The following is a 12,457-nucleotide window of genomic DNA, read 5'->3' on the forward strand; positions in this document are numbered from 1 at the left end:
GCGAATTCTACTTGAGCAGGCGGCGGCGGGTCAGGTGCAGCGCGATGGCGAAGGCTACGACGCTGGTCAGCAGCAGCGCCATGATGTGGATCAGGGCATTCGGCGGCACCTGCCCGGCGAGCAGCGGGCGGACCAGCGCGACGCCCTGGGCCAACGGCAGCCAGCCGCCGATCAGCGCCAGCCAGCTAGGTAGCTGGTCGGTCGGGAAGAAGACGCCGGAAATCAGTGTCATCGGCGTGATGAACAGCGTGAAGTAGTACATGAAGAAATCGTAGGACGGAGCCAGCGCATTCCAGATCAGGCCGAGCGCGGCGAAGGCCAGCCCGGTCAGGACGATGGCCGGCAGCGCCCACAGCGCGAGCGGGCCGTGGCTCAGCCCCATGACGCTGATGACGACGAGAATGGCGGCGCCCGAGAACAGCGACTTGGTGGCGGCCCAGAACAGTTCGCCGGCGACGACGTCGGTCAGGCCGAGCGGCGTGTTGAGGATGGCATCCCAGGTTTTCTGCACATGCATGCGCGAAAACGACGAGTACAGCGCCTCGAAGGTCGCCGCGTTCATCGTCGAGGCACAGACGGTGCCGGCGGCGAGAAAGGCGACATAGGGCTGGCCGTCCAGCGTCGGCAGCAGCGCGCCGAGGCCGTAGCCGAGGCCGAGCATGTAGATCAGCGGGTCGGCCAGGTTGCCGAGGATTGACGGCAGCGCCAGCTTGCGCCAGACGAGGAAGTTGCGCTGCCAGACCGGAAACCAGCGAAAACTGTGCGAAGCAAGGGACATGCAGGCGGACCCGGAAGCGATTGGTGAGGCGGCCATTTTACTGCGTTCGGCCTGGCCCGGATTTTATTGCGGCGCACCATCGCGGCCCGTCCGCTGCCCCTGGCCGCACCAGCGTCAGGCATGCCCGGCCGGCCGGGGCTGGGTCGGGGTGATGATAAAACTATGTTTTTAAATAACTTGTGGCAGGCAATTGGCATTCGGCACGATTTTCGCTGCGGTGCACGACCAATCCCCCCGCGGTGCCGGACGGCCGCGCCCCAAGAGGACAAGACGATGGAAGAAAAGCTCGAAAAGGCCCAGCTGATGGCCCGTTTCAAACTGATGGTCAAACGCTCGCTGAGCCAGTCGGTCGACCTGGAGCGCCTCGAGCGCGAACCGGCCTATGCCCGCGAACGACTGGCCGAAATCGAGGAGGCCGCGCTCGACGAAGACCTGCTGGTCATGGTCCTCCGTCTGCGCGAACTGTTCGTGCCGCTCGCCCCGCTGCAACTGGCCGAGCCGGAAGCGGTCAAGGAAACCCGCAATTACAAGATGGGCGCCCGGGCCTGGTAAAAGCGCCGGGCCGCCTCCGGCATTTTTGCCCGCCGGGGGCGGTCGACCGCAGGCATGCTCCGGAAAGCGGTGGAACAGGGGTCGGGATGTCAAAATAGCGGCATGTCGCCACCTGCCATCATTCTCTGCACGCTCAACGCCAAGTACATCCACGCCTCGCTCGGCTTGCGCTACCTGCTCGCCAACATGGCCCGCCACGGCAGCGCCGAACTGCGGGCGGCTACCGTGTTGCGCGAATTCACCATCGCCCGCCCGGCAGCCGCCATCGTCGAGGCGCTGCTCGGCGAACTGGGCGAAGCGGCCGATGGCTGGCCGCAAATCGTCGGCTTCGGCGTCTATATCTGGAATGTCGCGGCGACCACCGAAGTTGTTCGTTTGCTCAAGGCGGCCCGCCCGGCGCTGAAGATCGTCCTCGGCGGCCCTGAGGTCAGCCATGAGTGGGAAAATCAGGAGATCGTTCGCCTGGCCGACCACCTGATCACCGGCTGGGGCGACGTCAGTTTCCCCAAACTGTGCCGCGCCCTGCGCCACGGACCGCCGCCGCTGATGAAGGTGATGCCGGGCGAACAGGCCGGCCTTGAGCAGGTCGACCTGCCCTACGCCGAGTACAGCGCCGACGACCTGGCGCACCGCCTGCTCTACGTCGAAGCCTCGCGCGGCTGCCCGTTCAAGTGCGAGTTCTGCCTCAGCGCCCTCGACAAGAGGGCCTGGGCCTTCGCCGAAGAACGCTTCCTGGCGGCGCTGGACGATCTGTTCCAGCGCGGCGCCCGCAACTTCAAGTTCGTCGACCGCACCTTCAACCTGAAGATCGACAGCTCGCTGCGCATCCTGCAGTTTTTCCTCGACCGCCTGACGCCTGATCTCTTCCTGCATTTCGAGGTCGTTCCCGACCACCTGCCGGAACGTCTGAAGGCGATGATCGCCCGTTTCCCGCCCGGCGTGCTGCAGTTCGAGGTCGGTATCCAGACTTTCAGCCCGGAAGTCCAGCAGCGCATCTCGCGCCGCCAGGACAACGACAAGACCTGCGCCAACCTCGCCTGGCTGGTCAAGCACAGCCACGCCCACCTGCATACCGACCTCATCTTCGGCCTGCCCGGCGAAACGTTGGCCAGCTTCGGCGCCGGTTTCGACCGGCTGTATGCGCTAGGGCCGCACGAAATCCAGCTCGGCGTGCTGAAGCGCCTGCGCGGCACGCCGATTGCCCGGCACAGCGCGGCATTCGGCATGCGCTACGAGGCGGCGCCGCCCTACACCGTGCAGCAGACGGCAGCGGTGGACGCGCCCACCGTGCAGCGCTTTACACGGCTCGCCCGCTACTGGGATCTGCTGGCCAATTCCGGCCGCTTCCCGCAAACCTTGCCGCTGCTGCTCGCCGGCCCCTCGCCGTTCGCCGCCCTGCTCGCCTGCAGCGACTGGCTGTGGCAGACGACCGGCCAGACCAGCGGCCTGACGCCGGAAATGCTGGTCGACCGCTTGTTCGATTACCTGACCGGGGTCATCGGTCTGGCCGCCGAGCAGGTTCGCCCCTTGCTGCTCGCCGATTACCTGGCCAGCGGCGCGCGCGCCAACCCGGCCTGCCTGCACGGCCTGTTGAAGGACCGCGCCAAGCCGCTGCCGCGCGCCACCCGGGCGCTGGCCGAACGCCAGGATCGGCATGGCGGGGCGGCTCGATGAGTGCCGACAGCCAGAAGATCCGCTTTTTCCGCCGCCATATTCCGGCCTTTGAATGCGAGCCGGGCTGTCACGACTGCTGTGGCCCGGTCACCGCCTCCAGCGAGGAGATGGCGCGGCTGCCGGTGAAAAGCGCGGCAGCGCACGCGGCGGCACTGGCTGAACTGAATTGCCCGCATCTCGGCGAGCACGGCTGCGAGGTCTATCTGGAGCGGCCGCTGATCTGCCGCCTGTTCGGCACCACGCCGCAGCTGCCCTGCCCGCGCGGCCGGCGGCCGGAAACGCCGATCGACCCGGCGATCGAGCAGCAGATCTACCGCTACTTCGCCGAGAAACGACAGATTCTCGTTTGAGACCGCGGCCGGCGGTTTTTGCCATTTTTACCCGGTCGACCGCCGGAGTTGGCGCCCAGCTACCTGCCAGCCCGTGCCGATGCAAGCTCGGCCAGTTTTGGCCGAGGTTGTACGCCTTCGGCTTCAAGCTCGGATTTGCCATGCTAATATATGCCATTGGCAACAAAGGGGGCTGAATTGCGTCCATTTATCGTTGTCGGAGATCGCACTAGCCACGGCGGTATTGTCATTTCCGGATCGGAATCCACGGACGTCGACGGTAAGCCCGTCGCACGGATCGGTGACCGGGCAACATGCCCACGCAAGGGGCACGGTAGCGTTACGACCATCGTCACCGGCGACGTTACGGCGATCATTGACGGTCGGCCGCTGGCTAGGCACGGCGACAAGACAGCCTGCGGCGCTACGCTGATATCCAGTCAAATGATTGCCTACGTCGACAACGAGAGCAGCAGGGGGCAAGGCGCTTCCTCGGCACCGGCTGCTGCCGTAGCTTCTTCGTTGGCCAGTAACGAAGAAAGCCACGCCTTCGACTTGCAATTCCTTGTTCAGGGTGACAAGTCCGGCAAACCCATGGCAAACACGCCTTACAAAATCACGCTGGACGATGGACGCATATTTACCGGCAAGACCGATAAAAGCGGTTTGACGCAGAAGGTCAGTGCGGATTACCCAGCTCACGCAACCCTGATTGCTCCATACCATGACGACGACAAGACAAGTACCGACGGATACTGCGGAATCGACTCCTGCTGTTGTTGATGCGCCGGGCGAGACGCTGGCAACACTGACCCCAACCAGCGATCCAACTCCCGCCGTCGCAATAGTCCCGGAGAGGGAATTCAGTGGCGCCGACTGGTGCGCTCGCTTTCCTGGTAGCAATTCGACCGATGACTTGGAAGGCGACTTTAAAACTGGCGTCAATTCATTCATCTGCGCGATGAAGCAGGGCGGTGCGGATGTCAGCGTTGCAGCGACATATCGACCGCCGGAGCGGGCCTACCTGATGCACTGGAGTTGGATGATTGCCAATGGCAAGAGCGAGGCCGCTGACGTATCGGCTAAAGCCGGCGTCAACATTAACTGGGATCATGGTAACGATGAGGCATCAAAAGCGGCTGCAAAAGCGATGGTTGCCGAATATGGCATGAGCGGCCTGAAGGTAGCGCCTGCGCTGCGTAGCAGGCACACTGAGCGAAAGGCTATTGACATGACGATTAGCTGGAAAAAAGAATTGGTAATTGCTGGGGCTGACGGGAGCCACGTGACGATCAAGACAGAGCCACGTACCGGAATGAATGAAGACTTGCATGCCGTAGGTGCTGGCTATGGCGTAATCAAGTTTTGGAAGGGCGATGCCGATAAGCCGCACTGGTCGACGGACGGACGATGAACTTTCGTTTAGCTGCCCTCGCCATTTGCCTAGCGTTCCCGCTCTCGTTGCGTGCAGACGCCGGGGTTTCGCCCGATATTGAGCGTTTCGTTGATATCGCTGATACGTGCCTGCACTTGGCCGGAGAATGGGATAGCTCTTTGCCGAAGGCGCAGCAGCGGGAAATCGAACGCAAGGCGAATTCCTACTGCATGCGAGCAAAAAAACAATATCGAGCCCTGCTCATCAAGTACAAAGACTCCCCAGAAATCGTCAGGCGACTTAATGATTACGAGGATTTGAATTCGGTCAGCGATTAGCCTATTCGCAAATCTGGATTCTGCTTAAACACCCACAATAGCGCGCCAGTGTCGGGCTTGTAGAGCGTCGGCTTACGCCTCAGCCAATACCTGTTTTGCCGCTAATCGCGCAGTTCGCGCCCGGTCAGCTTGATGAAGACGTCTTCCAGGTTGGAAGCGCGGTGCACATAGCGCAGGCCGCTGGCTTCGGCCAGTCGGGCGAGCAGTTGTTGCGGCTCGCGGCAGTAGAAGAAGGCGGTTTCGCCGCTCGTCTCGACGCGCTCGGCCAGTTGCCGGTTGGCGGCGACGAAGCCGCTCAGATCATGGCTGCCTTCGTCGAAGACTTCGACGACCTGTGGTTCGATGTGCTCGGCGATCAACTGGCGCGGGCTGCCTTCGCTGATCTTGCGGCCGTGGTCGATGACGATCAGCCGGTCGCACAGGCGCTCCGCCTCGTCCATGAAATGGGTGGTCAGGATCAGCGTCTTGCCGGCCGACTTCAATTGCTTCAGGCGGTCCCAGATCAGGTGGCGAGCCTGCGGGTCGAGGCCGGTCGTCGGCTCGTCGAGGAAGATGATGTCCGGGTTGTTGACCAGCGCCCGGGCCAGCGTCAGCCGGCGCTTCATGCCGCCCGATAGCGTCGCGATGCGGGCGTCGGCCTTGCCGGTCAGGCCGGCGAATTCGAGCAATTGCGGAATGCGCGCCTTGACCTCGGCATCGGCCAGGCCGAAATAGCGGCCGAAGACGAGCAGATTTTCGCTGGCCGTGAAATCGGGGTCGAGATTGTCGAACTGCGGCACGACGCCGACCCGGGCCCGCGCCTGCTGCGCGGCGGCGGGAATGGCGTGGCCGTTCAGCGCGATCTCGCCGCTGTCCGGCGCCGTCAGGCCGAGGCAGAGGCGCAGCGTCGTCGTCTTGCCGGCCCCGTTCGGGCCGAGCAGGCCGAAACAGGTGCCGGGCTCGACGGTGAAGGAAAGGCCGGCCACCACCTCGGTGCCGGCGTAGACCTTGCGCAGGCCGCTGACACTGAGCGCCATGGAAGCAGAGGCTGGCACTGGCGTCCCGGAATCAACAACTGCCATCAATGCCGCCAGGCGCGGGTGATGATGTCGCGGATCAGGTGCAGGCGACGGTGGAAGAAGTGGTCGGCGCCGGGCACCATGATCACCGGCAGGTCGAGCGGCAGCGCCCAGGCATAGACATTGGCCGGCGGCACCAGCGTATCGTCGGCGCCGTGGATGACGATGGTGTCGTGCGGCACGGCTTCGGTGTCGTACTGGCGGCTGCCTTCGACATGGCCGGCGGCGGTGCCGACCAGGACCAGGCGCTGGGCCGGGTGGCCGGCTTCGGCCAGCCGTTTGGCGGCGCGGGTCTGGCAGTAGGCGCCGAACGAGAAGCCGGCCAGCGCGACCGGCAGGTCGCCGCAGCGGCGCTTGGCTTCGTCGAGCACGGCAAGCAGGTCGTCGGTTTCGCCGCGGCCTTCGTTATGTTCGCCTTCCGTGCCGCCGACACCGCGGAAATTCGGGCGGAAAGCGGCATAGCCGAGGCTGACGAAAGTGCGGGCCAGCGTGTAGGCCACCTTGTTGGTATTGGCGCCGCCGCCCATCGGGTGCGGGTGGGCGATCAGCGCGATGCCGCGCGGTGCGTCCGGGCGTTCCATGATGACGTCGATCTTGCCGACCGGGCCATCGACGACGATTTTCTCTTCGGGGGCTTTCATGGTGTCAGAGCTTCAGGCGTTCGACGACACGGCCGTTGAGCAGGTGTTCCTGGATGATTTCCTCGACGTCTTCCTTGTCGATGAAGGAATACCAGGTCTCTTCCGGATAGACGACCATCACCGGGCCCTGGTCGCAGCGGCCGAGGCAGCCGGCCTTGTTGATGCGGATGGCGCCGGCGCCGTTCTTCTTCAGGGCGCCGATGCGGTCCTTGGCGTAGGCGAACATCTCCGAGCCGCCGACGCTGTTGCAGCATTGCTCGCCGGCTTCGCGCTGGTTGGTGCAGACAAAGACGTGGTGTTGGAAGTAGCTCATCAGTTTCTCCTTTGCGGCCGGCAATTATAGGCGGTCCGGTTTCACGTGGAACGCCGGCGGTTGCTCCAGCGCTTTTCGAGGCCGACGATCAGCGAGCTGAGCAGCGCAAAAGCGCCGATCTCCAGCCATTCCTGCCGGCCGATCGGTGCCGTCTGGAAGGCGGCGTTGAGCGGCGGCCAGTAGGTGAGCAGCAGTTGCAGGACGAGCATGGCGGCCAGCCCGGCCCAGAACCAGCGGTTGGAAAATAGCCCGAGCTGCCAGAAGCCGCGGCTCAGCGAGCGGCAGTTGAAGAGGTAGAGCATTTCGACCATGACGAAGACGTTGACCGCGACGGTGCGCGCTTCGGCCAGCGTGTGGCCCTGCGCCAGTTCACGCAGGAAGAGGCCGAAGGCGCCGCCGAGCAGCAGCAGCGAGACCAGCACGATGCGCCGGATCAGCGCGCCATCGAGGACCGGGGTCGCCTGCCGGCGCGGCGGCCGGTGCATGATGCCACGCTCGATCGGCTCGAAGGCCAGGGTCAGGCCGAGTAGGACGGCGGTCGTCATGTTGATCCACAGGATCTGCAGCGGCGTGATCGGCAGCGTCGCCCCGAACAGGATGGCGGCGACGATGACCAGGCCTTCGCCGAAATTGGTCGGCAGCGTCCAGGTGATGAACTTGACCAGGTTGTCCCAGACCCCCCGCCCCTCTTCCGCCGCCGCTTCGATGCTGGCGAAATTGTCATCGGTCAGCACCATTGCCGCCGCCTCCTTGGCGACTTCGGTGCCGCTCAGGCCCATGGCGATGCCGATGTCGGCCTGCTTCAGCGCCGGTGCGTCATTGACGCCGTCGCCGGTCATTGCCACCACCTCGCCCCGGCTTTGCAGGGCACGCACCAGGCGCAGCTTCTGCTCCGGCTCGACGCGGGCGAAGACGTCGGTATGCTGGGCGACCTCGGCCAGCTGCGCCTCGTCGAGCCCGGCCAGTTCGCGGCCGGTCAGCGCCCGCTCGGCCGGCAGACCGATCTGGCGGGCAATGGCCAGCGCGGTGACAGCATGGTCGCCGGTAATCATCTTGACCCGGATGCCGGCCGAGTGGCAGTTCCGGATCGCGCCGATCGCCGCCTTGCGCGGCGGGTCGATCATGCCGACCAGGCCGAGCAGGGTCAGCCCGTCGACCATGCCTGCGGTCAACGCCGAATTTTCGGCAAAAATGCGCCGGGCCAGCAGCAGGACGCGCATGCCCTGCCCGGCATAGGCTTCGGCGATGGCTTCGACCGCTGCCGCATCGAGCGCCACCGGCTGGCCACGCGCATCAAGCTGGTCGCGACAAAGCGGCAGCAGGCGTTCGAGGGCGCCCTTGACGTAGAGCAGCGGTTGGCCGTCACCCTGGTGGGCGGTTGCCATGTATTGACGGCAGGCATCGAAAGGCAGTTCGTCGCGGCGCGGGAACAGCGCGCGCAGCGTGTGCTCGTCCAGCCCGCCCTTACGGGCGGCGACCAGCAGCGCGGCTTCGGTCGGGTCGCCGGTGATCTGCCAGTGCGGGCCGTCGCGGCGCAGGCTGGCCTCGTTGCACAGCGCACCGGCGACCAGGCATTCGCGCAGGGCGCCGTCGATGCGGGCCGGCAAGCCGTCGTGCGTGATGGCGCCGTCCGGGGTGTAGCCGTGACCGCTGACGGCGTAGCCCAGGCCAGCCGTCCACAGCATGCGTACCGTCATCGCGTTTTCGGTCAGCGTGCCGGTCTTGTCGGAACAGATGACGGTCGTGCTGCCCAGCGTTTCGACGGCCGCCAGGCGACGGATGATGGCGCGCCGTTTGGCCATGCGGGCGACGCCGATCGCCAGCGTCACGGTGACGGCAGCCGGCAAGCCTTCCGGGATGGCACCAACGGCCAGCGCCACCGCCGCCATGAACATGTCGAAGGCGGCTTCGCCGCGGGCCAGGCCGACGCCGAAGGTGAGCAGGGCCAGGCCGCCGATTGCCCAGAGCAGCCAGTTGGAAAAGGTCGCCATCTTGCGGGTCAACGGCGTCGTTATTTCCGGAGCGTTGGCGATCAGGCCGGCGATGCGCCCGGTTTCGGTGGCGTCGCCGGTGGCGATGACCAGCCCGGCGCCCTGTCCGGCCACGACAGTGGTCCCGGCATAGGCCATGTTGGCGCGTTCGGCGAGCAGCGTGTCGTCGGCCAGCGGGTCGGTATGTTTGCCGACCGGCAGCGATTCGCCGGTCAGCATCGAGTCGTCGGTATGCAGTTCGCGCTGCTGGAACAGGCGGAGGTCGGCCGGAATGCGGTCGCCGGCGGCGAGAATGACGACATCGCCGGGGACCAGCCGGCTGGCGTCGAGCTGCTGCCGGTGGCCGCCCCGGCGCACGGTGACCGGCGTTGCGACACTGCGGGCCAGTGCGGCGAGCGCCCCTTCGGCCTTGGCTTCCTGCCAGTAGCCGATGCCGGCATTGACCAGCACGACGCTGAGGATGACGCTGGCGTCGGTCCATTCGCCGAGGCCGGCAGTAATGGCGCCGGCGGCAATCAGGACGAGGACCAGCGGCTGCAGCAACTGCTCGAGCAGGCGCCGCCAGGCCGGCTTGCCGGGCGTTTCCGTCATCAGATTGGGGCCGTGCCGGGCCAGGCGTTCGGCGACCTCGCCGTCGCTCAGCCCGGTCGAGCAATCGACGTTCAGTTGCTGCGCTGCCTGTTCGGCGGCCAGGCTGTGCCAGGCTACGGTCGACGGCTGGTCAGCAGCAGAAACGGCAGGGTCATGAAGGGCCATAGCGTACCTACCAATCGGGTCAGGCCGTTGAAGTTCAGGAAGTGCCCCTGCCGCCAGGTGGCCAGAGCGGCCATCGAGTACGGGTTGGGCGGGGCGAGATTGACCAGCACGGTGGCCGCCATCAGCGCCAGGGCGGCCAGCATCAGGCGGGGCGTCGCCGGCAACGCGATGGCAATGGCGAGAAACAGTGTCGCGACGAGCAAACCCATCTGGGCGCCGGGCGTCAGCCAGGCCAGCGCTTCGCCGGGGTTGATCAGGATCGCCGAGGCCAGTGTGCGGACGACCAGGCCGAGGAGCAGGAAGAGCGGTACGACCACATAGGCCCATAGCGTCCGTGCCGTCAGCTGGCGAATGATGAGGCCGACGGCGACCGCATTGAAGGCGGTGATGCTGGCCTCGATCAGCATGAAACTCTCGGCGGCGAAAGGCACCGCACCGACCAGGCCGAGCGTCTGGCGCAGGTCGCCGGCACCGAAAAGCAGGGTTTCCGGCGACAACGGTACGAGCAGCCAGAGACCGAGCAGGGTCAGGCCGAGTTCGGCGTGCGGTACCGGCGCAATCAGCCGGTGTTCCAGTGCCGCCAGGCGGGCGAAAACACGCGGGCCGACCGTCTGCGCCCAGAGTGCCCCAAGCAGCCCGCCCAGGCTGTTGCAGGCGAGATCGAGATTGGACGGAACGCGTGACGGTAGCCAGGTCTGCGCACTTTCCAGCCCGAAGCTGACCCCACCGGCGAGCAGCACGGCGAGGATCGGGGCGGTGAAGCGGCCGGGCAGCCGGTCGAGGGCGAGGGTCAGAAAAAAGCCGAGCGGCAGGTAGACCGCGACATTGGCGGCCAGGTCGAAGAAGGTCCAGTAACGCGGCCAGCCGCCCTCGATGAAGGCAAACGGCGAAACGCCGCTGTCTCGCCAGCCGGTAAACGGATGCAGGCTGCCGTAGATCACCAGCCCGCACCAGGCCAGCGCAAGGTAACGGGCGAGAAGGATGGGGCCGCGGCCGTGCTGGGTCATGAGCCCGATTTTATGGGCTATCGGCGAGGACGTCAGCCCTTATCTGCACTGCCTTAGGTGTGTCGCGCCTAGTGCTGGTGCGGGTGCTCGGTCGTGTGCTGGGTTTCCGCCGCTGCCCGGTGATGCAGTACGGCGTGGATGTCGATCGGCGGCGTCGGCCGGCCGACCCATTGCGGCAACAGCGAACCGAGGAGCATGCCGAGCATGCTGACGGCGAGGCCGATCAGTTGCGGCGGCACCAACTGCCCTGCCCCGGCCAGCGCGTAGGCGTAGTCGCCGGTCCGCGCACCGCCGGTGCTGACCAGCGCTTCGACCAGCAGCCAGGCGGACAGGCCGCCGATGATCGCGGCCAGGGCGCCCTGCGTCGTTGCCCGTTTCCAGAAGGCGCCGAAGAAAAGTGGCACGAAGGCGCCGGCCAGCGTCACCTTGTAGGCGTTCTCGACCATCTTGAAGATGCTGGCGCTGGAGTACAGCGCGAAGCCGAGGACGATGCCGGCGAATATGACGATCGAGGCACGCATCACCTTCAGGAACTGGTGGTCGCCCATGTGCGGGAAAAAGCCGCGGACGATGTTCTCGGAAAATGCGACCGACGGCGCCAGCAAGGTGGCCGACGAGCAGCTCATGATCGCCGACAGCACGGCACCGAAGAAGATCGCCTGGGCGAAGACCGGGGTGTGCTGCAGGACCAGGGTCGGCAGCACCAGTTGCGAGTCGGTCTGCAGCAGGCCGTTGAACAGTTCGGGGTCGATCAGCGTTGCCGAGTAGGCGATGAACATCGGCACGAAGGTGAAGCAGAAATAGATCGAGGCACCAAGGATCGAGCCCCACAGGGCGATTTTCTGGCTCTTGGCCGAGGTGATGCGCTGGAAGACATCCTGCTGCGGAATCGAGCCGAGCATCATGGTGATCCAGGCGCCGAGGAAGGTCAGCCACAGCCACGGGTCGGGCGGCGGGAAGAAATCGAGCTTGCCGGCCGCCGAGGCGTGGTTGATGACCAGTTCGACGCCGCCGGTCAGGCCGGAGACGACATAGCCGATGTACAGCATGCCGCCCATGATGACGCCCATCTGGACGAAATCGAGGATGGCGACCGAGAGCATGCCGCCGAAGGTGGTGTAGGTCAGTACGATGGCGGCGCCGAGGATCATGCCGGCCGTCTGGCTGACGTAGCCGGCGGTGACGACGTTGAAAACGAGGCCGAGCGCCTTGATCTGGGCCGACACCCAGCCGAGATAGGAGGCGACGATGCAGAGCGTGGTCAGCACCTCGACCGTGCGGTTGTAGCGCAGCCGGAAATAGTCGCCGAGGGTCAGAATGTTCAGCTTGTAGAGTTTCCGCGAGAAGAAAACGCCGGCGATGATCAGGCACATCGACGAGCCGAAGGGATCGGCGACGACGCCAGTCAGGCCCTCCTTGACGAAGGTTGCCGAGACGCCGAACACCGCTTCGGCGCCGAACCAGGTGGCAAAGACGGTGGCGGTGACGACCGGCAGCGGCAGATGGCGGCCGGCGACGGCGAAGTCCTTGGCGCTATGGACGCGGGTCGCGGCAAAGAGGCCGATGCCGATGGAAACGAGCAGATAGAGAACGACGAACCAGATCAGCATATGCGCGCGGTCGACCGGGGCAAGGGGTTGAAAAC

General features: G+C 65.4%; 13 protein-coding genes. 6 read left to right on the forward strand and 7 right to left on the reverse strand.

Annotated features, from left to right (window positions below; translation table 11 throughout):
• Positions 1-7: 7 nt before the first annotated feature.
• Positions 8-778, reverse strand: coding sequence for an ABC transporter permease (locus AT959_RS17015; protein WP_066886451.1), 771 nt, complete (start codon positions 776-778; stop codon positions 8-10).
• Between the two features lie 273 nt (positions 779-1,051).
• Between AT959_RS17015 and AT959_RS17020 the strand changes: the two genes are divergently transcribed.
• From AT959_RS17020 to AT959_RS17045, 6 genes are all read left to right on the forward strand, one after another.
• The gene (locus AT959_RS17020) at positions 1,052-1,330 is read left to right on the forward strand and encodes a hypothetical protein (protein ID WP_066885660.1); all 279 of its coding nucleotides are present in this window, start codon (positions 1,052-1,054) and stop codon (positions 1,328-1,330) included.
• 102 nt (positions 1,331-1,432) lie between these two features.
• Complete coding sequence (locus AT959_RS17025) at positions 1,433-3,004, forward strand: B12-binding domain-containing radical SAM protein (protein WP_066885663.1); 1,572 nt, start codon at positions 1,433-1,435, stop codon at positions 3,002-3,004.
• Positions 3,001-3,354 (forward strand): YkgJ family cysteine cluster protein, encoded by a 354-nt coding sequence (locus AT959_RS17030; RefSeq protein WP_066885666.1) that lies wholly within the window; start codon positions 3,001-3,003, stop codon positions 3,352-3,354. Before AT959_RS17025 ends, AT959_RS17030 begins: the two co-directional genes overlap by 4 nt.
• Positions 3,355-3,531: 177 nt before the next feature.
• A complete protein-coding gene (locus AT959_RS20695; RefSeq protein WP_240481868.1) occupies positions 3,532-4,116 on the forward strand; it encodes a PAAR domain-containing protein in 585 nt (194 codons plus the stop codon).
• Positions 4,058-4,747 carry a hypothetical protein gene (locus tag AT959_RS17040; RefSeq protein WP_205629950.1) on the forward strand — a complete coding sequence of 230 codons (690 nt, stop codon included), beginning with the start codon at positions 4,058-4,060 and terminating at the stop codon, positions 4,745-4,747. The genes AT959_RS20695 and AT959_RS17040 overlap by 59 nt, the downstream gene beginning before the upstream one ends.
• Positions 4,744-5,046, forward strand: coding sequence for a hypothetical protein (locus AT959_RS17045; RefSeq protein WP_066885670.1), 303 nt, complete (start codon positions 4,744-4,746; stop codon positions 5,044-5,046). Before AT959_RS17040 ends, AT959_RS17045 begins: the two co-directional genes overlap by 4 nt.
• 101 nt (positions 5,047-5,147) lie before the next feature.
• Here the strand turns inward: AT959_RS17045 and AT959_RS17050 are convergent, their stop codons facing one another.
• The 6 genes from AT959_RS17050 to AT959_RS17075 all read right to left on the reverse strand — a co-directional run bounded on the left by AT959_RS17050 (position 5,148) and on the right by AT959_RS17075 (position 12,422).
• Positions 5,148-6,062, reverse strand: coding sequence for an ATP-binding cassette domain-containing protein (locus AT959_RS17050; RefSeq protein WP_066885675.1), 915 nt, complete (start codon positions 6,060-6,062; stop codon positions 5,148-5,150).
• A gap of 44 nt (positions 6,063-6,106) precedes the next feature.
• Complete coding sequence (locus tag AT959_RS17055; RefSeq protein ID WP_066885678.1) at positions 6,107-6,745, reverse strand: alpha/beta hydrolase; 639 nt, start codon at positions 6,743-6,745, stop codon at positions 6,107-6,109.
• Positions 6,746-6,749: 4 nt separating this feature from the next.
• On the reverse strand, positions 6,750-7,058 hold the full coding sequence (locus tag AT959_RS17060) for a (2Fe-2S) ferredoxin domain-containing protein (protein ID WP_066885681.1): 309 nt from the start codon (positions 7,056-7,058) through the stop codon (positions 6,750-6,752).
• A gap of 41 nt (positions 7,059-7,099) precedes the next feature.
• On the reverse strand, positions 7,100-9,805 hold the full coding sequence (locus tag AT959_RS17065; protein WP_066885684.1) for a cation-translocating P-type ATPase: 2,706 nt from the start codon (positions 9,803-9,805) through the stop codon (positions 7,100-7,102).
• Positions 9,754-10,812, reverse strand: coding sequence for a VanZ family protein (locus AT959_RS17070; RefSeq protein WP_066885687.1), 1,059 nt, complete (start codon positions 10,810-10,812; stop codon positions 9,754-9,756). Before AT959_RS17070 ends, AT959_RS17065 begins: the two co-directional genes overlap by 52 nt.
• 68 nt (positions 10,813-10,880) lie before the next feature.
• Positions 10,881-12,422 (reverse strand): high affinity choline transporter 1, encoded by a 1,542-nt coding sequence (locus tag AT959_RS17075; RefSeq protein ID WP_066885691.1) that lies wholly within the window; start codon positions 12,420-12,422, stop codon positions 10,881-10,883.
• Positions 12,423-12,457 lie beyond the last annotated feature (35 nt).

The sequence above is a fragment of the Dechloromonas denitrificans genome (assembly GCF_001551835.1).
GTDB lineage: Bacteria > Pseudomonadota > Gammaproteobacteria > Burkholderiales > Rhodocyclaceae > Azonexus > Azonexus denitrificans.